Here is a 22,025-nt window from a genome sequence, read left to right as displayed (position 1 = left end):
AAGCCTGAAAGCCGTGAAGCGCTAACACAGAGCTATTACGATATTGGCCGTGAAGTTGATGAGAAAATTGATCAGTATTTTTCATTGTTGCCGAAGTCTGAGCTAGAAATCAAACCCTACGACCCTGCTATCGAGCAATTCAGTGCAGGTGGATCATATCAGCCGGGCACGCCAGACGGCTCTCGTCCAGGTACTTTCTACTTTAATGCCTACGATTTGCCTAGCCGCTTAACCACCGGCAACGTTACCTTGTATCTACACGAAGGCGCTCCAGGTCACCATTTCCAAGTGAGTCTAGCGCAAGAAAATGAAGCGCTACCTTCATTCATGCGCTTTAGCTTCCTACCAGCCTTCGGTGAAGGTTGGGCGCTGTATTCTGAAACGCTAGGGTATGAAATGGGGTTCTTTGACGATCCATGGAATCGTTATGGAACGCTTCAAGATGAGCAGTTGCGCGCCATGCGTTTGGTGGTAGACACAGGTATTCATGCGAAAGGTTGGACCCGCGAACAAGCCATCGACTTTATGCTTGATAACTCAGGCATGACCCGCACAGAAGTTGTTGCCGAGGTAGAGCGCTATATTGCGATCCCGTCGCAAGCGCTATCTTACAAAGTGGGCGCGCTTAAAATTCAAGAATTGCGCGCGCGCGCGGAGAAGGCATTAGGTGATGATTTCGATATCCGTGAGTTCCACGCACAAGTGTTAAACACGGGAGGCATTCCACTTGCTATTCTTGAGCAGAAAATTGATCGCTGGATCGCTAGTCAAAAAAGTTAAGGAATAATATTTTTATTTAAACTTTTTACAGCGCAATCAGCGTTAGGTTAAGAGCAGTAAGACGCCGATATTTGACGTAAAGCCAGTAATATTCAGTATTACTGGCTTTTTTCTTTTTGCGACTAATGGCAGTGATATTGTTCAAAAGCTTCACTAGAGTATTAATTGGTATAAGTGAACAATGGTTACGAAATTTAAGGGAGAATAAAGTGGAGTTAGGGCTATTTTCGTTAAGTTTAACGGTTAAAGACATCAGAAAGTCGAAAGCGTTTTATGAGGCCTTGGGCTTTGAAGCCATGCCTTCATGCGGCTCGGTGGAAGATAAATGGTTAATGATGAAAAATGGCACCACCATGATTGGGTTATTCGAAGGGATGTTTGAAGATAACATTATGACCTTCAACCCAAGTGATGTTAGGGCACTTCAGGCAAATCTAGTTGAACAAGGCATCGCTTTAGACGTGCCTGTGAAAGGCGATAGCGGCCCCGGGCATCTAATTGTTAAAGACCCGGACGGCAACGCTATCATGTTCGATCAGTTTTAAATTCGCGCTGCCAGTTCAGCGCCCTGACGAATAGCGCGTTTAGCATCAAGTTCAGCCGCTACGTCAGCACCGCCGATAATGTGCACGGTAAATCCTGCCTCTTCTAGAGGTTGTTGCAGAGGCTTAAACGGCTCCTGACCAGCACATACAATGACGTTATCGACCGGCAATACTTTGGGGGTGTCGTTAATCAGCACGTGCAGGCCTTCATCGTCTACTTTCTTGTAGCTCACACCATTTATCATTTGAACATTGTGGTGTTTCAATGATTGCCTGTGGATCCAGCCCGTTGTTTTGCCTAGCCCTTTGCCCACTTTAGACGTTTTACGTTGCAATAGATACACTTCGTGATCTGAAGGCTCTATGGCTTTTTCCTTTAGTGCACCCGGTGCCGCATAGTCTTTATCTATACCCCAATGCGCCAGCCATTTTTCTTTATCTTTGGCTAAATGTTCGTGTTCAACTAAGAACTCTGCTACATCAAAACCAATGCCGCCGGCGCCAACAATAGCCACTTTCTTGCCTACTGGCTTGTGGTCGCGCAATACGTCTAAATAACTCATCACTTTAGGGTGGTCGTGCCCGTCAATTGTAAGCGTACGAGGATTAATACCGGTGGCTAGCACCACTTCATCAAACCCCTTGTTTGAAAGGCTCTCTACGTTTACTTGGGTGTTAAGGTGAACCGTAACGCCCAGGCGAGCTAATTGATTGTCAAAGTAGCGTAGGGTTTCGTAAAACTCTTCTTTACCCGGCACTTGCTTGGCGTAATTAAATTGACCGCCAATTTCACTGGCTTTATCAAATAGATGTACCTCGTGACCGCGCTCTGCGGCATACATGGAAAACGCCAAACCCGCAGGCCCTGCACCTACTACCGCTAGTTTTTTCTTATTTTGAGTAGGGGTAAAGGAAAGTTCGGTCTCGTAGCACGCTTGTGGGTTTACCAAGCAACTTGCACGCTTTTGTTCGAATGCATGGTCTAGGCAAGCCTGGTTACAGGCAATACACGTGTTGATTAGCTTAGACTCATTGCGCATAGCCTTCGCTACAAAGTGAGCGTCAGCCAAGAAAGGTCGCGCCATCGATACCATATCAGCATGGCCTTGTGCGAGTACCGATTCTGCAACTTCAGGTGTATTGATACGGTTAGTGGTAATAAGAGGGATAGACACCTCTTTTTTCATGCGTTCGGTTATCCAGGTAAACGCCGCTCGAGGCACAGATGTGGAAATAGTGGGTACCCGTGCTTCGTGCCATCCAATGCCAGTATTGATCAGGGTAGCGCCTGCTTTTTCGATTTCTTTGGCTAAATATACGACTTCTTCCCACCTAGCGCCGCCTTCGACTAAGTCCAGCATAGACAGGCGATAAATAATGATGAAGTTAGTGCCCACTTTCTCGCGTACACCTTTTACTATCTCAATCGCTAGGCGAGCGCGGTTTTCTAAGCTGCCACCCCATTCATCATTTCTGTGGTTGGTGCGCTCACAGAAAAACTGATTTATGAGGTAGCCTTCAGAACCCATAATTTCTACGCCGTCATAGCCCGCCTTTTGAGCTAGGCTAGCGCATTTTACGTAGTCTTTTATTGTGCTTCTTACGCCGCGAGAGGATAATTCGCGGGGCTTAAAAGGGGTAATGGGGGACTTCATCGGTGAAGCCGAAACAGCAAGTGGATGATAACCGTAACGGCCTGAATGCAAAATTTGCATGCAAATTTTGCCGTCTTCTTTATGCACAGCATCTGTAATAACACGGTGTTTTTTCGCGTGGCGAGAGCGGGTCATTCTGCCAGCAAAGGGCGCTACCCAACCTGAAATGTTCGGGCTAATACCACCTGTTACGATTAGCCCCGCACCGCCTTTTGCTCGCTCAGCGTAAAACGCAGCAAGTTTGTCAAAACCGCCTTTCTCTTCTTCCAGGCCTAAATGCATTGAACCCATAAGGGTGCGGTTGCGAAGTTTGGTAAAGCCCAAATCTAACGGAGCTAACAGGTTAGGGAAGTAAGGTGAGAGTTGTTCCGAATTGTTAGCAGACTGCGGTGTAGCTGTCTGAGATACGGTCTGAGACGAGGGCGTATTCATAATTGTTCTCTTTTTATTTGCTATGAAGGCAGTTAGTGCATGTCGCTCTTTGCTGCGGCGCAGTGCTCAACTGTCTTTCGTGATTTAAGTGCTAATGGTTACACATAATCCGATCACACTAACTTGCCCGACCAGTTGCTTTGATTATTTACCACCGCATTCGATTGGTAAAGTGCAGTTCCCATATTTTTAACATAATAAAAAAGCGAGATACCGGGCTAACAGATATCTCGCTTCGTTAATCATGGCTTTTTCTCAAAAGCATAAATGTTTTATGGGTGAGCGCTTACTAATGCCATGGGCATTATTAAAGCGCTAATCGCCCTATGAATTACTCGTCTACGTACATTTTCTGCTGGAACTTGAGTGTTTGTTTGCTGCTACCTTTTTGCACGTCAATCTCAAACCTAAAGGTTTCCTGGTCGCGAAATGGCAGCACGGCAAGGTAATAGATAGCATCTCCTTCTTCCACCTTCTTGAAAGTCAGCTTACGCGAGTTGCCTAACAGGTTCTTAGCTGTACCTGTAACATCTGCCCGTTGCGCTTCACCGGAAACTTTGTTTAACACCGAAATGTTAACCAACGCATTAAACTTACTTCTTACAATGCCGTAGCTAGCCGCTACTTCAGGTGTCAGAAATGGTGTACTCACCACCATATAGTGAACATCCCATTCACCAAGCGTTTGCTTTTGCTCGGCAAATGCGGAAAAGCTTAAGCATGACATAGCCATCGCAAGAAGTGCTACGTAAGCTTTTTTGATATGTTTTATTCTACCCATGATAGAAACTACCTCTGCCTTCATCTTGTTTTTAATTCTTACCCATTACAGCTTGTTTCGCTCTATGACCCAAACTGCATGACCGATATTTTCACTAACCGTGTCTTTAACAGACATTGTTTACATAGGGAAAATGTCTCGGATCAGAAGCTGTAGAAACTGTAATGCGATGATGGCAATAAGCACTGATAAGTCCAAACCGCCTAATGGTGGGATGACTTTACGTATTGGCGCTAAAAACGGCTCGGTTAGCTGATACAGTACATAGTCAACCGGAGACTGACCTTGTGAGACCCAGCTTAAAATAGCGCGTAGCAGCAGCACCCAGAACATTAATGACAGGGTTTCTTTTATCACGCCAACCACTGACAAAATCGCAATGCCGACTGGGTTTAGACTACCGCCAAACATTAACCCTAGGGTTATCAGCTTAAGCGCGCATACCGCTACCGCTAACACAAAGGTAGCGGTGTCGAACCTGCCGATCGACGGAATAATACGGCGCAACGGCCCCACGATAGGGTGGGTTGCTTTTACTACAAATTGACTGAGTGGGTTATAAAAATCTGCCTGAACCATTTGTAACCAAAGGCGCAGAATAACCACCATCAAATAAAGGCTAAATAAGGTATCAACCAAAAATACCGTTGCGTTCATGTTGTGTTTTTCCTAAAACGTTATAGCTGTTTTGCCATTTCTTCAGCACGTGCTACGGCGGCGCGCATCGACTTGCTGACAATATCTTTTAAACCTTCATTAATGAAAGTGTTAACGGCTTCTGCGGTAGTGCCGCCCTTAGACGTAACTTGGGCACGAAGCTCGCTTAATTCAAGGTCTGGGTTGTTACAAACCATTTCGGCTGCGCCTAACATGGCTTGTTGAACCATTAAGCGAGATTGCGCTTTGTCAAAGCCCATGTTCATGGCTTCTTCCTGCATATTTTGTAAGAACAAGAAGAAATAAGCTGGGCTGCTGCCCGCTGCGGCGATAACACCGTTAATACCCTCTTCTTTATCTACCCAAACGGTTTCGCCAACGCTGTTCATTACATCGTCAACGTATTGCCTGTCTGACTCAGAAACCGTGTCGTCGGCATACATCCCAGACATGCCCTTGCCTAACAAGCTCGGGGTGTTTGGCATAATACGAACAACAGGGTATTCACCACCTAGCATTTCTTGCAATCTGGCTACCGGCAGCCCAGCTGCAATGCTCATAAACAACTTGCCCGAAAGGTCATTGTTTTTCTGAAGCTCGCCGCACATATCGCCCATTATTTGTGGTTTTACCGCAAGGACTATGGCATCAGCGAATTGGCAGGCTTCATCATTAGATTGTGTGGTGTGAATACCAAACTCGGCCTTCAGGCCGTCTAACTTTGGTGTGGAAGGGTTTGCCGCAAGGATGTTTTCTTTCGCGTACCCAGATTTGATAAGACCACTGATGATGCTGCGGCTCATGTTACCCGCGCCAATAAATGCTAATTTTTTCTGTTGCATGTAAATCCTATTTGTTGGTTGCGTTTAAGTCTGTGTAGCGAGGCGAAGCGCTATCATTCAGATTAGCGCGCTAGTTTCGCTTACCGAAAATAGCGGTACCGATTCGCACCATAGTCGACCCGTTTTGAATCGCTTCAGCCATATCACTACTCATTCCTACGGATAGGGTATCAAAATTGCTCAATGATGTATGGTAGTGGTCGAATAATTCTTTTAGCTTAGACAGTGTGGCGTGCTGCTGTTCTTCACTAGGATCAGCTTTAGGAATCGCCATTAAACCACGCAAAGTCAGGTGCTCCTGAGAGTTAACAAACTCCACTAGCGCATCTAATTCACTTAGGGCTACCCCAGACTTACTCTCTTCATCATCAATATTAACCTGAATGCACACGTTTAACGGCGGCATAGAGTCAGGGCGCTGCTCGTTTAAGCGGCGAGCAATTTTTTCTCTATCTACAGACTGAACCCAATCAAAGTGTTCGGCTACCACTTTGGTTTTATTCGATTGGATTGGACCAATCATGTGCCACTCTATATCGCTTAAGTGAGAAAGTTCTTGAACCTTTTCAACACCTTCCTGCACGTAATTTTCGCCGAACATACGTTGTCCGGCTTCATACGCTTCCATGATATCTGATACGGGTTTTGTTTTGCTAACCGCTAGCAATTTCACGGAATTTGGTGGACGATGTGCACTGGTAGCGGCTTGGTCTATTCCTTTTCGTGCGGAATCTAGTCTTTCTGCTATTGTTTGCATTATTCACCTTGTTTTGGAGAAGTGGTTGTGGATATTACCGAACTTTTGGCTTTCAGTGTTAAGAATAACGCCTCAGATTTACACTTATCAGCGGGCCTACCACCAATTATTCGTGTAGATGGCGAAATGCGTAAGCTGAACGTGCCAGCCCTCGATCACAAACAAGTACATGGTCTCGTTTATGAGATTATGAATGACATGCAGCGCAAAGAATACGAAGAAAACCTGGAAACCGATTTTTCTTTTGAAGTTAATGGCCTGTCGCGCTTTCGTGTTAACGCGTTCGTGCAAAACCGAGGCGCAGCGGCAGTATTACGTACTATTCCCAGTAAAGTATTAACCTTGGATGACCTTGGCGCGCCCGAAATTTTCAAGGAAATTATAAATCAGCCTACTGGCATTGTACTTGTGACAGGCGCTACCGGCTCGGGTAAAAGTACCACGCTTGCGGCCATGGTCGACCATATCAACACCCACAAGCGTGAACATATTCTTACCATTGAAGACCCTATCGAATTCGTGCACGACAACAAGCTTAGCTTAGTAAACCAGCGGGAAGTACACCGCGATACGCACTCGTTTAATAACGCACTGCGCTCGGCGCTTCGTGAAGACCCTGACGTAATTCTAGTCGGTGAGCTACGCGACCTAGAAACCATACGCCTTGCGATTTCAGCTGCCGAAACCGGCCATTTAGTATTCGGCACTCTTCACACCAACTCTGCACCAAAAACCATTGACCGTATTATCGATGTTTTCCCGGCAGAAGAAAAAGCCATGGTGCGTTCTATGTTGTCGGAATCATTGCGTGCGGTTATTTCACAGACACTGCTTAAGAAAGTAGGCGGGGGCCGAGTTGCGGCTCATGAAATCATGGTGGGGATCCCCGCTATTCGTAACCTTATTCGAGAAGATAAAGTGCCGCAAATGTACTCGGTTATTCAAACGGGCCAGGCTCACGGTATGCAAACTATGGATCAGTGTCTTCAGCGCTTAGTGGCGATGGGGGTTATCACCAAACAAGACGCCGCAGCAAAGTCAGTTGATAAACAGTCGATGAACAGTTTCTAGAGGCCAATATGTTAGATTCACTACTACAAAAAATGGTCGATACCAACGCATCGGATTTATTCGTAACGGCGGGATTCCCCGTAAGCGCCAAGATTAACGGCAAACTAACACCAGTAACGGAAAGTGCAACATCGGAAGAGGCATCGCTGGCGCTGGTTCACGAAGCCATGACCGAAAAACAGCAGAATGAGTTTCACACCACCAAAGAGTGTAACTTCGCCATAGTACGAGAGGGCATAGGTCGCTTCCGCTGCTCAGCATTTTGGCAGCGTGACCAAGCAGGTATGGTTATTCGCCGCATTGTTACTCAAATCCCAAAAGCTGATGATTTGGGCCTGCCGCGAGTATTAAAAGAAATTATTATGGCGAAACGCGGTCTGGTTCTATTTGTAGGTGGAACGGGTACGGGTAAATCCACGTCATTGGCTGCGCTTATTGGACATAGAAATGAAAATTCGCACGGGCATATACTGACTATTGAAGACCCTATTGAGTTTGTTCACGAGCATAAGAACTGCGTTATTACCCAGCGCGAGGTGGGCATAGATACCCAGTCTTTCGACGACGCCCTTAAAAGTTCGCTACGTCAGGCGCCTGACGTCATTTTGATTGGTGAAATTCGCTCAATGGAAACCATGGAATATGCCATGTCGTTTGCTGATACCGGGCATTTGTGTGTGGCTACGCTACACGCTAACAACGCAAACCAAGCGATTGAGCGCATTATGCATTTAGCGCCGAAAGATCAGCACGATAAGTTGCGCTTTGACTTAAGCTTGAATATTCGCGCCATCGTGGCGCAGCAGTTAGTACCAACGCCAGACGGCAAGGGTAGGGTTGCGGCAATAGAAATATTGCTAAACTCGCCGCTAGTACGCGACCTAATACAGCGTAATGAAATAGGCGCGTTGAAAGAAGCAATGAAAAAAGGTAAAGAGCAGGGCATGCAGAGCTTTGATATGGCGCTTTACGACCTTTATAAGGCGGGTAAGATTGATATGGACCAAGCGCTGCACCACGCCGACTCGCCCAATGACCTGCGCTTAATGATCAAGCTTGATACCAGCGACGGTTCTAGCTTAGGTACACTGTCAAATGTATCTATTGATATGGATGACTAATTGCTTTCGCTTTATGATGACATGTCATCCGAATGTGTTCATTGGAATATGTTGCATTTGGAAAAGCACTTCTTGCATGAAACAGTATCAGAACAATGCATTTTTCTAGCACAAAAGCAGCCTATAGGCTGCTTTTGTGTATATGCTTAACGGGATAGGCGCTAATTTTTAAACAACAGGACTGTCATTGAAAAAACTCTTCACTTCACCAGATGCTTTTGAAGTTCAAGCCGTTCGCAGCGAACTCGATGCGCTTTCTATTCCTTATATGGTAAAAAATGAGTTTGCCAGTGGCGCAATAGGTGAATTGCCTTGGCAGGACGCTCAGCAAGAAGTTTGGCTAGTCGACGATAGCTGGTATGCAAGAGCGTCGAAAGTCATTGAAGCCTTTACCCAGAAATCAAACAAAAGTGTGGTGCCCAACCAAGACTGGGTTTGTGGTAATTGCGATGAAGAAAACGGCAGTGCCTTTGATGTGTGCTGGCAATGTGGCGCAGACAAATAGCCACAGCAAGCAGCGTACGGATAGTTATTCGTACTGACTTTCGCTCCAGCTAGTGAAAATTACACAGGCCGACACACTATCTACCTTATCTTTGGTTAGTTTTTTATAGCCACCTAACTCAAACAACATAGCTTTAGCATCAGTCGTGGTTAGACGTTCATCACAGGTTTCCACTGCCACCTTAAAGCGCCCATGTAGTCGGTTTGCAAATTTGCGAGCGCGCTGTGTCATTTCCTGCTCAGTACCATCCATATTAAGCGGTAAACCCACTACCACAATATGCGGCTGCCATTCTTCATAAAGCTTTTCTATTAACGTCCAATCAGGAATGCCATCTCTTGCCTTAAGCGCGGCAAGAGGAGAGGCAGTACCAGTAATTTCCTGACCTACCGCCACACCAATGCTTTTAGTGCCAAAATCGAACGCAAGTACAGTACGGTTTCCAATATCAGGCATGTCCTGCTCCCGGTGCTAGTTGCCATACGTCCACACCGAGTTTATTTACCGTGGCTTGCCACTTCTTGTGCATTGGCGTGTTAAACAGGATTTCTTCATCTGCTTCGATGGTAAGCCATGCATTTTCCTGCATTTCTTTTTCAAGTTGGCCGGCTGTCCAACCCGCATACCCTAAAGCAATCAGTACATCTTCTGGGCCTTCATTGTTTGCGATGGCGGTCAGTATATCTTTAGACGTAGTAACCATAATACCCGGCGCAAGTTCTAAGCTAGATGCCCATTTTTTTTGCGATGAGTGAAGCACAAAACCTCGCTCTTGGCTTACAGGACCGCCCGCTAATACGATTTGTTCTGCTTTATCGTCAGACACAGTAAGCTCTTTGTCTGTTTGCTCAAGAAGCTGCTTAACGTTCATGGTTGAAGGCTGGTTGACAACAATACCCATAGCCCCTTCAGCGTTGTGTTCACAAACATAAATAAGTGAGCGAGAAAAGTACGGGTCGTCCAAACTAGGCATCGCGACTAAAAAGTGATTCTGTAAGCTTTTTAATTCCGTCATATTCTGTCTTATATCTACTATCTTTTGCTCTGTGGCGGTCTTTAAATGCTTATAGCCAAAGACTCGCTATTCACTCATGTATGGTTGAACAACACGCATGTGCCAAGCTTGCGTTATTTCTTGGCTAAACGTTTTTCAATGGCGTCGAAAAGCGCACCCATAATATTGATATCGTATGCTGCTTCTATTTCTCTTACGCAGGTTGGGCTGGTAATGTTTATTTCAGTAATTTTACTTCCAATAACATCAAGCCCAACAAATAAAATATTATTTTCTTTGAGCTTAGGCGCAATGGCTTCGGCTAGGGCGCGATCAGAATCCGATATTGGCTGCGGACGTCCTGTGCCGCCAGCGGCTAGGTTACCTCTGGTTTCCCCTTTGGTAGGGAGTCGCGCTAAGCAGTACGGCATCACTTCGCCATCCACAATTAACACACGTTTATCGCCATCTTTAATTTCTGGCAGGTACTCTTGTACCATCATGTAACGCGACCCTAACTTGGTTAGGGTTTCAATAATTACGCCTAAGTTATTGCCATCAGGCTTCACTCTAAAGATAGACGCGCCACCCATACCGTCTAAGGGTTTGCAGATAATGTCTTGATGTTTAGCGTGAAACTCACGAATTAATGCTTGGTTATTTGTCACCAAAGTGTTGGGGATATGCTCTGGGAAATACGAGGTAAATAATTTCTCATTGTAGTCACGTAGTGCCTGAGGGTTATTCACAACGAGTGCCCCTGCGTCCTGGGCTAGCGACAATACCTGAGTTGCATACAAAAACTCGCTGTCAAACGGAGGATCTTTACGCATAAGTAATACATCAATATCACCTAAATGCAGAGTAGATTCGTCTTCAATGGTGTAGAAGTCCGTCGCTTGGTCTTTTACCGATACGGTTTTACCTATTCCCATAGGCTTACCATTGTCTAAGTACAGGTCTTTTAATTCAAAATAAACAACCTTTGCACCGCGGCGCTGGGCTTCAAGCATCATCGCAAAACTTGTGTCTTTATGTGGCTTAATGCTCGCGATGGGGTCCATAATTACGCCAACGGTATATTGCATAATGTTCTCACCTTGAATGTTGATAGATACTGGCTCGGATGGCCCTGCTGGTTCAACTCTATATGGGGGCACACCTGAATTCTTCAAGTTATAGCACTATCACCCAACGAGTTTAAAGCTAGGCTTCAACAACGGACTTAAAAATCGCCGTGCTGAGCTTGTAGAATACTTAAGCTGGTTATCGCCGCTGTCTCAGTACGTAAAATTCGTGGTCCCAAACTTACCGACTGATAACCATTTTCGTTAGCTTGATGAATTTCCGTCTCAGATAAACCGCCTTCAGGCCCTATTAGCAAACGAAAACCCTGAGCATTATAAGGTTGCCTTGCCAAGCTTTGCTCTGCACCAGGTGCAAGCACTAATCTTGTGGTATTGGTGGATGAAGACAACCATTGGTTAAGACTTACCGGCGCATTAAGTACGGGAATGATGTTGCGGCCACTTTGTTCGCAGGCGCCGAAAATAATCTTTTGCCACTGCTGAATTTTTTTCTCCCAACGAGACTCGTCGAGCTTTACCGTACAACGTTCAGTGATGACCGGCGTTATTTCTGTCACGCCTAGCTCTACACTTTTTTGTAATACGGTATCCATCCTATCGCCCTTAGAGACACCTTGACCCAAATGCAGATGGAGAGGGGATTCTTTTGCTAATGATAAACAAGCATCAGCTTCTACGGTTACTTTTTTTCGCTGCACGCTAATGATTTGTGCACTGTATTCATTGCCGTCGCCATTGAAGAGCACGATTGGTCGATTGGGCTTTATGCGCAATACCGTCGCGATGTGATGTCCAGCATCTTCGGTTAACTCAAACTCTTGTTCTAACGGAATAGGATTGGGGTAATAAACTCTTGGTATACGCATAACAAATTAGATGTGTAGTTTTAACGCGTATAATACGTGTGTAGATACAGGTTGCAATGCTGTCGACGACATCGCGTAAGTAAAAATGCAAAAACTTACACAAACGACAGCATGCTGCCTATTTAAGAATCACATGACTCGTTTTCTACGCCGCTGTTGGCGAAGAGTTTCTCGAAGTTGATTTCAACACAGTGGATGAAGGCTTCGATTGAGGTGCTGGGCGGTAGTCCGCTCTTGCATACTTAGTATGTTTTCCTTTGTCGGTGCGAAGTGAATATAAAAATAGACACAGAACAACCGAAAAGAGGGTTATGAGAAGCAACATGCGTTAATCCTTTACGTGACATAGTTTGCTAAAGCTCCTTCATGAAAATGTTCAACACACACTGGCAGGGTGTACTGAACAGTCAACTTTCATGAGGCTTTAGTCTAAAACTTTGTGGCTAAAAAATCATCAAAAAAAATGCCTTAAAACTCGGTAACTTCCATAAAATGGAAAAGAACACGACGTGCACACAAGCTTCAATGAAAAAATAATGCGTTTGTTGAGTGACAAGCGTGTGACAAATGAAAAAAAATGATCAATCTTTAGTCTAAGTGGTGAAAGAAATCGAACTGATGTTTCGCTACTTTAGAATAATACTAACTCTTTCAATCACCTATGTAGATTAGACTTTAGAGCAAATTTAGTGTGTTTGAGCCTGTATTGTATTGGTCTTATTTCAAATTGCTGCTACCGTATTTGAGCAAATCACAACTAACCATGACAAGGACCATATTATGGAAGAAAAACTCTCGCTTTTTTCTGCAAGCGATGTTGAAAGGTATATAAACGACTACGCCATCCCATGGGGTATTAACATTTTGATGGCGATTGCGATTTATGTAATTGGTAGGATCGTAGTTGGAGCTATTTTATCTGTATTTAGACGTCTAATGGCCAAGTCTAAGTACGACAGTATGCTAGTAGACTTCCTAGAAGCCATCTTAAGCGCCATTTTAATGCTATTTGTTATTGTCGCTTCGCTTGATCAACTAGGTGTAGATACTACATCGCTTGTTGCTATTTTAGGTGCTGCTGGTTTAGCTATTGGTCTGTCACTGCAAGATTCACTTAAGAACTTTGCTGCAGGTGTCATGCTATTAGTATTTAAACCATTTAAAGCTGGCGATTTTGTTGAAGCAGCGGGTACTGCTGGTTCTATCGTTAAAATCGGCATCTTCACTACTACGATGAATACACCAGACAACAAGGAAATTATTGTTCCTAACGGCAATATTTATGGTGGCAACATCACTAACTATTCTGCTAGAGACACACGCCGTGTAGACATGGTTGTTGGTATTGGTTACGACGCCGACCTTCTTAAAGCGAAAAGAATCCTTGAAGAAATGGTTGCCGCTGATGAGCGTATTCTTGCAGAGCCTGCGCCAAAAATTGCAGTGTCTGAACTTGCTGATAGCAGCGTAAATTTCGTGGTTCGTCCATGGGTTAATTCTGCTGATTTCTGGGGGGTTAAATTCGACTTCACTGAAAACGTTAAATTGCGTTTTGATGAAGAAGGTATTTCGATTCCATTCCCTCAAATGGATGTACACCTACACAAAGCGGACAGCGAATAATTTCGTTGATGCAAAAACAAAAAAACGCTGCATTTCGCAGCGTTTTTTTTGGCTTAGAAAGGGGTGTGCGCACAAGGTCACACTTCTATGCTTTTAGCGACAGTTTGGACGATACGCGGTCGCTTGATAGTCTGCGTACGCATCAGGCATATTCGCTTGTAAATTCTCAATTCTTGTCTGAGGTGCGGGGTGAGTAGATAACAGCTCCATAGGGCGATTGCCTCCACTTGCCGCGTCCATATTTTGCCACAGGTTCACAGACTGTCTAGGATCGAACCCCGACTTCGCCATAAGCTGTAGGCCAATAACATCGGCTTCTGATTCATGGGTTCGGCTAAACGGAAGTTGAACACCTACCTGAACACCTAAGCCTATGGCGGCCATGATTGGGCCCGACTGGGGAACCTCATTCGCGGCGAGCACTTGACCCACTGCCTGACTCCCCATATTTATCAAGGTAGACTGAGACATGCGCTCATTACCGTGCTCTGCGATAACGTGACCCACTTCGTGGCCAATTACAGCAGCAAGCTGATGCTGATTTTCTGCTACGTTTAGTAGTCCCGTATATACACCGATCTTTCCGCCTGGTAGCGCAAAAGCGTTAACCTGTTCATCGTCGAAAACTACAACTTCCCATTGACCATCGAAAACACTGGCAGGCACTTGAGCAGTAATGGCGTTGGCTACACATTCTACATAAGTATTTTGAACGGCTTTATTTGAAATCTTTAACTCTTCTTTCATACCAGTGAAAGCTTGATCACCCATTTGCGCCAATTGAGTTTCAGAATAGAGCAACACTTGGTTTCTTCCTGTAGGCGATGTTGCGCAGGCTGTTAAGGTAAGCGCTGCCGCAATGACTGCCGAAGCGGTGAATTTCAATTTCATGGTTAATCCTTTTTAATAGCTGAATATTTCGTTTTGCTCACTCGTCACGCGACAAAACACATTGCCATCCAGTTTATACATCTTAATTCCAATATTAGTATCAGATAGTGCTTATAAATAAAACTATACCTTTGAAATAGATAGCATGTGTCATGGCTTTTGTTTTAGCCACCTGGGCAAATATGTGGATCAGAATCTTGAAATATATTCTTACAATTGTGGTCAGTGAAGCGTAAATGTCTGCTCTTGTTATAGAAAAATTACCCGCTTTTGCCTATTTAATATTTGTGTCATAAACTGTTTCTAATTTATACATAGAAGTTAGATAAATTTTCTGGTGTACTGGGTAAAGAAATATCGCATTTCTCGAACCTCATAACGTACGATAAAAATACAAATAAAAAGGAAATCAAATGGCAGTGCGTAATAAGTTTAAATATGGGTTACTCGCATTTTTAGTTTCAGCAGCGCTCACGGGATGTGGCCTTGATGGTGACGACGGTGCGCAAGGAGAGACAGGAGCACAAGGGCCTCAGGGAGAGCAAGGTGATCCTGGAACAGACGGTAGCGATGGAACGGATGCATCAATTGGTATCGCGATGGACATTGTTGGCCGTGCATTTCTAGGTAATCAAACGGCTGCAGAAATTGTTCAGTATCACGCTGAAACCAATACTATTTACGCAACGAATAGTGCCAATAACACTATCGCAGTCATCGATGCGTCAAGTGTATCAACGGCCACCATGGCGGATCCAATCAACAACACAACGCTTACTCAAACCACTATCGCACTGCCTGCCGATATCAACGGTGTGACCTTGGGCAGCGTAACAAGCATCGCAGTAAGCGGTGACCTTATGGCTGTTGCAGTTCCAGCAGACGTAAAAACTGACAATGGTTATGTGTTGTTTTATAACGGCTTAGACAGTTCTGCTCCTGCCTTTTTAGACTCTGTCGAAGTTGGGGCACTGCCTGATATGGTTACCTTTACGCCAGACGGCGGCAAGGTGTTGGTGGCGAATGAAGGTGAGCCTTCTGACGATTACACAATTGACCCTGAAGGTTCTGTTACTGTTATTAATATTCTTGCAAGCGGTGAACCTGAAGAAACAGGGACTACCGTTGGCTTTACTGCTCTAAACGGTACCGAAGCAGATTTGATGGCGCAGGGAATGATGTTTCCTAACCCCGCAGGGCGCACCATCAATGGCACGGCTATCACTTCGACGGTAGCGAAGGACCTTGAGCCCGAGTACATCACGGCGACTAATGACGTTGCTTATGTAAGTCTTCAAGAAAACAACGGTCTAGCGATTATTGATTTGGAAGAGCTTACGGTAGATGTGGTTGGCCTAGGCACCAAATCTTGGGCTGGACTTAATATTGATATTCAAGAAAACGACGCCGTAAGTTTTGGACAATACACGGGTATTTATGGTGTTTATCAGCCAGATACTCTTGCTAGCTTTACTTGGAAAGGTGCCACTTTCATTGTGACAGCTAACGAAGGTGACGCGCGCGAGTACTTCTTTGAAGCCGCTGATGAGGCTGCATGTACCGCCGCTGGTGGCATCTCATTTGATGCAGACGAGGGCTGCTTAGTTTATACCGACGAAGTTAAAGTTGAAGACCTTACTGCTGCGGCAAACTCTGAGCTAGCTATGCTACAGGCAACGGGTGAAGCTGATAATCTTCGTGTGACCTCAGCTATGGGCGATGCGGATGGAGACGGCGAATACGATGCAGCTTATACCTACGGTGCTCGCTCGTTCACTATCTGGGATCAAAACGGCTTAGTCGTATACGATTCAGGTGATGATTTTGAGCGTATTACTGCTTCAGTTCACGGTGCGCAGTTTAATAACGGCGACGATGAAAACGCAGGTGACTCACGCTCTGAGAATAAAGGGCCAGAGCCAGAAGCGTTAACTGTGGGGCAAGTTGGCGATCGCACTTACGCGTTTATCGGTACAGAGCGCATGGGCGGCATTTTCGTATACGACGTAACAAACCCTTACGACGTTCAATTTGCTGAATATGTGATTAACCGTGACCTTACCGAAGGCCTAGCTAATAGTGACGTTATAGGTGACCTAGCGCCGGAAAGCCTGGTATTTGTTAGCGCTGAAGACAGCCCAAGTGGTGTGCCTCTGCTTGTTGTAGGCAACGAAGTTAGCGGTACAGTAACGGTGTGGCAAATTAACCAGCTCTAAGTTTCTGCATTAAATATATTAAAACCCCGCTTTGAAGCGGGGTTTTTTATTTCTAGCTGTCTAGTACGTTCCATCGCATCCCATTTTTATATTAATTAAACAGAGGAATAGAGCTTTCCTTGCGTTCACCATGGTTACACCGTTAGAGGATTGAGGTAAGCTATAACCCATAAAACGCAGTCGTATTTTTGAATATGAATACGGCAAGGCTCAATTGCACTGGTATTAATGCGTTTAGGACACAAAGAAACGCAATGCTTAATACTACCGGTAGTGTTAATAAAAAATAGAGAATGCCTATGTCTCAGCAAGTTGTGATTAGCGGTGTGGGTGTATGGCACCCTAAAGACAGTATAACTAACGAAGAGCTTGTAGATAGTTACAATGCTTACGTTGATGCGTTTAACGAAGAAAATAAAGCGCAAATCGAAGCAGGTGAGGTTGCTGCGATGCCTTACTCAAGCGCAGAATTCATCGAAAAAGCATCGGGAATTAAGAGTCGCTACATTTACCAGAAAGAGGGTGCCTTAGACATCACTCGAATGAAGCCAAAGATTGCCCCAAGGGCAGACGACGAGCTTTCTCACCAAGCAGAAATTGCCGTCGAAGCGGCTAAGTTAGCAATGGCATCTGCCAATGTAACTGCCGATGACATTGATGCTGTAATTGTGTCGTGTGCTTACACGCAGCGCGCTTACCCTGCGATTGCAATTGAAGTACAGGAAGCACTTAATATCGAAGGCTTTGGCTTTGATATGCTAGTTGCTTGCTCGGCGGCAACGTTTGGTATGCACCGTGCCTATGAAATGCTTTGTGCGAAAAATGCGACCCGCGTATTGGTTATTAACCCAGAGTTAGTGTCGCCTCAAATTAACTATGCTGACCGCGACAGTCACTTTATTTTCGGTGATGTAGCAACAGCAACGGTGCTAGAGCTCGCTGAAACAGCTAAAAGCGAGCACGTGTACGACGTTCTAAGCACCAAAGCTTTAACGAAGTTTTCAAATAATATTCGCTCGAACTTTGGCTATATGACACGCGCCGAAGATGTTGACCCGTATGGGCCAGACAAGCTTTTCCACCAGGCCGGACGCAAAGTGTTCAAAGAAGTGTGCCCGTTGGCTGCAGCGCATATTGAAGCGCATTTGGCTAGTCACGACATTACGCCAGAGGGCGTTAAGCGTTGGTGGCTACATCAAGCTAATATCAATATGAATACGCTGATTTGTAAACGCCTACTAGGACGGGATGCAGACCGTACAGAAGCCCCAATTGTACTAGACGAGTTTGCCAACACAGCCTCAGCCGGTTCTGTGATTGCCTTTGGATTGAACCATGAAGACCTGGTTGCTGGTGACGTGGGTGTGCTTTGCTCTTTTGGTGCAGGGTACTCAATTGGCTCATTAGTAATCCGTAAAAGGTAGCTTAACTAAGCGCAGGCGATGCCTGCGCATGCGGTTGATATTAAGCACCCATAATGTTGGTTGAACACGGCTTGGCGTGAGTAACGTTTAGCGTGGTGCTATCGCGAGTAAGAACAACAGAAGTCGCTAACTGATACACAGTGTCGTTAGAGCAGGGACGGTGCATCGATGTGTTCCTGCATTACATCTCCTAAAAAAAGATAATAAGGGTGAGATAAAAAGGATGATTTCAGATGTAGGCTATGGGTTAAATAGTCTGGCGCACTTAGCCCTATTATTATTGCTGTTAACGGTACGCAAACCCGGCGTAGCTAAACACTTACTGGTACTGGCAACGGCGGCCACATTTTTGTGGTCTACTACGTTAATTACTTCACTGTTTGGGGCTGTCTCGCTAAGCTGGTTACTCAGTGCAGATGTTCTTAAACAACTTGCGTGGCTTCTCTTCTTAGCTGGCTGTATACAGACCAGTTTCAACAATATCTTCGACGTTTTAAAACGCCCCGTTACCTTAATTATTATCGCCCCTGCGTTAGTCGCATTACTTGCTCCTTATTTGTTGGTGGTGAATCCAGCGTGGAGTTTTCTCATTCTTATCGTACTTTCCTTGGAAGTCTTGGTGCTTCTAGAAGTCGTCTATCGACAAGCAGGGAGAGAACAGTGGGCGTTTAAACCTATTATTATTTACCTGGGTGCAACCAACCTGTTTGAGTTCGTGACCTACGCAAACGCTACCATGGTTAACCAAGTAGAAATTGGCTATATAGCGGCGCGTGGTTATATCTACTTTTTGTTAATGCCGTTACTCGTTATTTCAATTCGACGAATACATCATTGGGGCATTGATATATTTATATCGCGAGACGTGGTATTACACAGTTCTCTATTGTTAGTGGCGGGCGGTTATCTTTTTGTGATGGCTGTGGTTGGCTACGCCATCAACTATATGGGCGGAAACTGGGGGCCTACGGTTCAAATTATACTGGTTGTCATGTCATTCGCATTGCTGGCAACGGTATTTTTGTCGAATGGCTTTCGCACAAAGATAAAAGTTTTCATCACAAAACACTTCTTTGCAAACCAGTTTGACTATCGCGTTGAATGGGTAAAATTAACCCAATGGCTCACCCGTGCTGGCGATACGTCATCTGAAGTTTATCATGCTGGCCTGACGGGGATGCTCAATGCCATTCAGTATGAATCTGGTTTGCTGTTTAAAGTGACGCAGAATGGGTTTGAATGTGTAGCTGAGGCATCGCCTATCGTCAATACTGTGTCTACCGATACCGATACCGATACCGATACCGATAAGCTGGCATCTAGTTCACAAGAAAGCAGCACTACCCGTAAAATCTTAGAAACCTTAGCAGCCTACAGTGATAAAAACGGTTGGATCATAGATACAGACGCATATTTGGTTAAGCCCTTTGATTACGAAGGGCTTAAGTTAGACCGTGACACACTCAAAAAGTGGGGGTATCAACTTTTTGTACCTTTCTTAAAAGATGGAAAACCATGGGGATTTGCTGTTCTTGCGTCAGGTGATAACGAAAAAATCAGTCTCAACTGGGAAGTAAAAGACTACCTAACCGCTGTGTCCGAGCAGGTAGGCACTTACATGCAGCACCACGAGGCTGCGCAGGTGGTTGCTGAAAATGCTCAATTTGCAGCGTTCAACCGAATGTCCGCCTTTGTCCTACACGATTTAAAAAACGTGCTCGCCCAAGTCGATTTAATCCTAGCCAATGCCCAGCAACATAAACACAACCCAGAGTTTATTGAAGACACATTTGAAACCTTAGAACATACTAAGGCGAGAATGGAAAAGATGCTTAAACAACTCACAGACAAAAAAGCGGTTGAGGAAGGCGTTAACTCGGAGTTTTTATTATCAGAGCTTGCTAAGGATGTGGTAAACAATCGCTGTTCGGGGTTAAATCCACTTCCGACTGTGCATGTGTTGAAAGAAACCGCCGTCAACGTTGACCGGGAAAAGGTAGCCAATGTTCTTTATCACTTAATCAGCAATGCTCAGCAGGCAACCGCAGATGACGGAGAAGTCGACGTGGTGATTACTGGAAATTCTGACAACAAAACGCAGCTAGTTTTGATAGAAGATACAGGGTCAGGTATGGATAAAGCGTTTATTGAAGAGCGACTATTCAAGCCATTTGATACCACGAAAGGGAATGCTGGTATGGGTATTGGTGCATATGATGCAAAAACATATATCGAGTCTATCGGTGGCAAACTAACTGTTCAAAGTGAACCTGGACGCGGTAGCTGTTTTACGCTGTATTTTCCGATAGGATAGGGTGTATAACTAAAAAGTGGATATTATCAAATCCACTCCCTTTCGATGGATGAAGTAGAATAATAGGATGATGAAATGACCGATACCATTTTGGTAGTAGATGATGATTTAGGTATCCAAAAGCAACTTAAATGGAGCCTTACCGATTACAACGTTGTTTTTGCGGACGATCACACATCTGCCATAGCCCAGCTCCGTCGTTTTGAACCTAAGGTTGTTACCCTAGATTTAGGGCTTCCGCCAGATCCAGCGAATGCGTCGGAAGGTTTGCGTATTCTTCACGACATCATTGCGCTAGCGCCTAGAACCAAAGTTATCGTTGTTACAGGTAATAACGATAAACAACACGCATTAAAAGCAATCGATTTTGGGGCATACGATTTTTATCAGAAGCCTATCGATTCAGATACCATCAAATTATTGGTGCACCGTGCGCTTAACCTGTCTAAGTTAGAGCATGAGAATAGCATTCTTGCCCGCACCCGTTCTGGCATGTCCAGAATAGTGGGTAACAGCGAAGCTATTCAAAAAGTGGTACGTCGCGCTGAGAAAATTGCTAATACCGACATAAGCACTCTGTTACTTGGTGAAAGTGGCACAGGTAAAGAAGTTTTCGCGCGCAGTATTCATGAACACAGCCCTAGAAAAGACAAACCTTTTGTTGCTATTAACTGTGCGTCTATTCCAGAGAACTTACTGGAAAGCGAGTTGTTCGGTTATGAAAAAGGGGCGTTTACTGGCGCGAACAAAACCACCGTCGGCAAGATAGAAACAGCACAAGGCGGCACACTGTTTTTAGATGAAATTGGTGATATGCCCATTGGTCTGCAGGCAAAGATGCTTCGCTTTTTACAAGAACGGGTGATAGAGCGCGTTGGTGGGCGCAATGAAATTCCCGTAGACATCCGCGTTATTTGTGCAACACACCGCGATTTACAAGCGATGGTGGCACAGGAAACTTTTAGGGAAGATTTGTATTACCGAGTGGGAGAAATGCCAATCATGATCCCGCCTTTACGTGACCGAGACCAAGACATTATTTTACTGGCACGTACATTCTTAAATATCTATCGCGAAGAATTCAAAGCAAAAGCGAAGAGCTTTTCGGAATCTGCAGTTAACGCCATGCTTGCACACAAGTGGCCCGGCAACATCCGGGAAATGCAGAATAAACTGAAGTCAGCCGTTATTATGGCGGAAGGTACAGTAATACAACCTGATGATTTAGGTTTAATGCCGGTAGATGATGTTGATGAGCCCGAGACGTTAAATCTGCGGGAAGTACGTGAAATTGCTGAAAGTCGCGCTATTCGAAGAGCTTATCAAAAAGCAGATAAAAACATGTCAAAGACGGCAGAATTGTTGGGGGTGACCCGTCCAACGCTGTATTCGCTTATCGACAAATATCATATGGAAGATATTAAAAACAGCGATTAGCAAGGGCGTTAATGCGATACAGGTGG

Annotated in this window: 21 protein-coding genes; 10 read left to right on the top strand and 11 right to left on the bottom strand. The window is 45.0% G+C overall.

The features are described 5' to 3' along the window. A partial coding sequence (locus NO989_RS09010; RefSeq protein WP_371342420.1) for a DUF885 family protein occupies positions 1–780 on the top strand: 780 nt, incomplete at its 5' end. A gap of 209 nt (positions 781–989) precedes the next feature. Beyond that, positions 990–1,325, top strand: a complete 336-nt coding sequence (locus NO989_RS09005; RefSeq protein WP_371342419.1) for a VOC family protein — start codon at positions 990–992, stop codon at positions 1,323–1,325. Here NO989_RS09005 and NO989_RS09000 read toward each other — a convergent pair. From NO989_RS09000 to NO989_RS08980, 5 genes are all read right to left on the bottom strand, one after another. Then, entirely contained in the window at positions 1,322–3,412 is a 2,091-nt protein-coding gene (locus NO989_RS09000; protein WP_371342418.1) for an FAD-dependent oxidoreductase, read from the bottom strand. The two genes, NO989_RS09005 and NO989_RS09000, sit on opposite strands and share 4 nt — an antisense overlap. 331 nt (positions 3,413–3,743) lie before the next feature. Beyond that, positions 3,744–4,217, bottom strand: coding sequence for a DUF4426 domain-containing protein (locus tag NO989_RS08995; protein ID WP_278346555.1), 474 nt, complete (start codon positions 4,215–4,217; stop codon positions 3,744–3,746). Between the two features lie 96 nt (positions 4,218–4,313). Continuing rightward, positions 4,314–4,850, bottom strand: coding sequence for a YggT family protein (locus NO989_RS08990; protein ID WP_342325881.1), 537 nt, complete (start codon positions 4,848–4,850; stop codon positions 4,314–4,316). A gap of 20 nt (positions 4,851–4,870) precedes the next feature. Then, positions 4,871–5,692 carry a pyrroline-5-carboxylate reductase gene (gene proC / locus NO989_RS08985; protein WP_014950466.1) on the bottom strand — a complete coding sequence of 274 codons (822 nt, stop codon included), beginning with the start codon at positions 5,690–5,692 and terminating at the stop codon, positions 4,871–4,873. Between the two features lie 70 nt (positions 5,693–5,762). Next, the gene (locus NO989_RS08980; RefSeq protein ID WP_371342417.1) at positions 5,763–6,449 is read right to left on the bottom strand and encodes a YggS family pyridoxal phosphate-dependent enzyme; all 687 of its coding nucleotides are present in this window, start codon (positions 6,447–6,449) and stop codon (positions 5,763–5,765) included. 27 nt (positions 6,450–6,476) lie between these two features. Here NO989_RS08980 and NO989_RS08975 point away from each other — a divergent pair, with 27 nt between their 5' ends. From NO989_RS08975 to NO989_RS08965, 3 genes are all read left to right on the top strand, one after another. Then, positions 6,477–7,520 (top strand): type IV pilus twitching motility protein PilT, encoded by a 1,044-nt coding sequence (locus NO989_RS08975; protein ID WP_014950464.1) that lies wholly within the window; start codon positions 6,477–6,479, stop codon positions 7,518–7,520. 8 nt (positions 7,521–7,528) lie between these two features. Then, entirely contained in the window at positions 7,529–8,641 is a 1,113-nt protein-coding gene (locus NO989_RS08970; RefSeq protein WP_014977241.1) for a PilT/PilU family type 4a pilus ATPase, read from the top strand. A gap of 187 nt (positions 8,642–8,828) precedes the next feature. Next, positions 8,829–9,146, top strand: a complete 318-nt coding sequence (locus tag NO989_RS08965; protein ID WP_371342416.1) for a DUF2007 domain-containing protein — start codon at positions 8,829–8,831, stop codon at positions 9,144–9,146. A gap of 24 nt (positions 9,147–9,170) precedes the next feature. Here NO989_RS08965 and ruvX read toward each other — a convergent pair whose 3' ends face one another. The 4 genes from ruvX to NO989_RS08945 all read right to left on the bottom strand — a co-directional run bounded on the left by ruvX (position 9,171) and on the right by NO989_RS08945 (position 12,094). After that, positions 9,171–9,602 (bottom strand): Holliday junction resolvase RuvX, encoded by a 432-nt coding sequence (gene ruvX / locus NO989_RS08960; RefSeq protein ID WP_371342415.1) that lies wholly within the window; start codon positions 9,600–9,602, stop codon positions 9,171–9,173. Continuing rightward, a complete protein-coding gene (locus NO989_RS08955) occupies positions 9,595–10,161 on the bottom strand; it encodes a YqgE/AlgH family protein (RefSeq protein WP_371342414.1) in 567 nt (188 codons plus the stop codon). Before NO989_RS08955 ends, ruvX begins: the two co-directional genes overlap by 8 nt. A gap of 113 nt (positions 10,162–10,274) precedes the next feature. After that, positions 10,275–11,228, bottom strand: coding sequence for a glutathione synthase (gshB, locus tag NO989_RS08950; RefSeq protein ID WP_371342422.1), 954 nt, complete (start codon positions 11,226–11,228; stop codon positions 10,275–10,277). A 137-nt stretch (positions 11,229–11,365) separates the two neighbouring features. Further along, entirely contained in the window at positions 11,366–12,094 is a 729-nt protein-coding gene (locus NO989_RS08945; RefSeq protein WP_371342413.1) for a 16S rRNA (uracil(1498)-N(3))-methyltransferase, read from the bottom strand. Positions 12,095–12,874: 780 nt separating this feature from the next. Here NO989_RS08945 and NO989_RS08940 point away from each other — a divergent pair. Further along, on the top strand, positions 12,875–13,717 hold the full coding sequence (locus tag NO989_RS08940; protein WP_370243811.1) for a mechanosensitive ion channel family protein: 843 nt from the start codon (positions 12,875–12,877) through the stop codon (positions 13,715–13,717). Positions 13,718–13,810: 93 nt separating this feature from the next. Here NO989_RS08940 and NO989_RS08935 read toward each other — a convergent pair whose 3' ends face one another. Continuing rightward, complete coding sequence (locus tag NO989_RS08935; RefSeq protein ID WP_014999295.1) at positions 13,811–14,608, bottom strand: M48 family metallopeptidase; 798 nt, start codon at positions 14,606–14,608, stop codon at positions 13,811–13,813. Between the two features lie 413 nt (positions 14,609–15,021). Here NO989_RS08935 and NO989_RS08930 point away from each other — a divergent pair, with 413 nt between their 5' ends. Both NO989_RS08930 and NO989_RS08925 read left to right on the top strand, forming a co-directional pair. Further along, positions 15,022–16,824: a choice-of-anchor I family protein gene (locus NO989_RS08930; protein ID WP_371342412.1), complete on the top strand. Its 1,803-nt coding sequence runs from the start codon at positions 15,022–15,024 to the stop codon at positions 16,822–16,824. Between the two features lie 299 nt (positions 16,825–17,123). Then, the gene (locus NO989_RS08925; protein WP_371342411.1) at positions 17,124–18,248 is read left to right on the top strand and encodes a beta-ketoacyl-ACP synthase III; all 1,125 of its coding nucleotides are present in this window, start codon (positions 17,124–17,126) and stop codon (positions 18,246–18,248) included. A 40-nt stretch (positions 18,249–18,288) separates the two neighbouring features. On the opposite strand, the gene NO989_RS08920 is transcribed toward NO989_RS08925, so the two are convergent. Next, positions 18,289–18,414 (bottom strand): hypothetical protein, encoded by a 126-nt coding sequence (locus NO989_RS08920; RefSeq protein ID WP_371342410.1) that lies wholly within the window; start codon positions 18,412–18,414, stop codon positions 18,289–18,291. A gap of 57 nt (positions 18,415–18,471) precedes the next feature. Here NO989_RS08920 and prsK point away from each other — a divergent pair, with 57 nt between their 5' ends. Beyond that, positions 18,472–20,562 (top strand): XrtA/PEP-CTERM system histidine kinase PrsK, encoded by a 2,091-nt coding sequence (gene prsK / locus NO989_RS08915; RefSeq protein ID WP_371342409.1) that lies wholly within the window; start codon positions 18,472–18,474, stop codon positions 20,560–20,562. A gap of 75 nt (positions 20,563–20,637) precedes the next feature. Then, the gene (gene prsR, locus NO989_RS08910) at positions 20,638–21,999 is read left to right on the top strand and encodes a PEP-CTERM-box response regulator transcription factor (protein ID WP_371342408.1); all 1,362 of its coding nucleotides are present in this window, start codon (positions 20,638–20,640) and stop codon (positions 21,997–21,999) included. The last annotated feature ends 26 nt before the right edge of the window (positions 22,000–22,025 follow it).

Source organism: Alteromonas sp. DY56-G5, assembly GCF_041414725.1.
GTDB lineage: Bacteria > Pseudomonadota > Gammaproteobacteria > Enterobacterales > Alteromonadaceae > Alteromonas > Alteromonas macleodii.
The sequence above is the reverse complement of the archived record's forward strand: the minus strand, read 5'-3'. Positions and strand labels throughout refer to the sequence as shown.

Coding starts and splice junctions, on each gene's coding strand:
- NO989_RS08925 (WP_371342411.1), top strand. CDS start 17,124: ATGTCTCAGCAAGTTGTGATTAGCGGTGTGGGTGTATGGCACCCTAAA.
- NO989_RS08970 (WP_014977241.1), top strand. CDS start 7,529: ATGTTAGATTCACTACTACAAAAAATGGTCGATACCAACGCATCGGAT.
- NO989_RS08955 (WP_371342414.1), bottom strand. CDS start 10,161: ATGACGGAATTAAAAAGCTTACAGAATCACTTTTTAGTCGCGATGCCT.
- NO989_RS08930 (WP_371342412.1), top strand. CDS start 15,022: ATGGCAGTGCGTAATAAGTTTAAATATGGGTTACTCGCATTTTTAGTT.
- NO989_RS08940 (WP_370243811.1), top strand. CDS start 12,875: ATGGAAGAAAAACTCTCGCTTTTTTCTGCAAGCGATGTTGAAAGGTAT.
- NO989_RS08935 (WP_014999295.1), bottom strand. CDS start 14,608: ATGAAATTGAAATTCACCGCTTCGGCAGTCATTGCGGCAGCGCTTACC.
- NO989_RS08920 (WP_371342410.1), bottom strand. CDS start 18,414: ATGCACCGTCCCTGCTCTAACGACACTGTGTATCAGTTAGCGACTTCT.
- NO989_RS08980 (WP_371342417.1), bottom strand. CDS start 6,449: ATGCAAACAATAGCAGAAAGACTAGATTCCGCACGAAAAGGAATAGAC.
- NO989_RS09000 (WP_371342418.1), bottom strand. CDS start 3,412: ATGAATACGCCCTCGTCTCAGACCGTATCTCAGACAGCTACACCGCAG.
- gshB (WP_371342422.1), bottom strand. CDS start 11,228: ATGCAATATACCGTTGGCGTAATTATGGACCCCATCGCGAGCATTAAG.
- NO989_RS08995 (WP_278346555.1), bottom strand. CDS start 4,217: ATGAAGGCAGAGGTAGTTTCTATCATGGGTAGAATAAAACATATCAAA.
- prsR (WP_371342408.1), top strand. CDS start 20,638: ATGACCGATACCATTTTGGTAGTAGATGATGATTTAGGTATCCAAAAG.
- NO989_RS08945 (WP_371342413.1), bottom strand. CDS start 12,094: ATGCGTATACCAAGAGTTTATTACCCCAATCCTATTCCGTTAGAACAA.
- prsK (WP_371342409.1), top strand. CDS start 18,472: ATGATTTCAGATGTAGGCTATGGGTTAAATAGTCTGGCGCACTTAGCC.
- proC (WP_014950466.1), bottom strand. CDS start 5,692: ATGCAACAGAAAAAATTAGCATTTATTGGCGCGGGTAACATGAGCCGC.
- NO989_RS08990 (WP_342325881.1), bottom strand. CDS start 4,850: ATGAACGCAACGGTATTTTTGGTTGATACCTTATTTAGCCTTTATTTG.
- ruvX (WP_371342415.1), bottom strand. CDS start 9,602: ATGCCTGATATTGGAAACCGTACTGTACTTGCGTTCGATTTTGGCACT.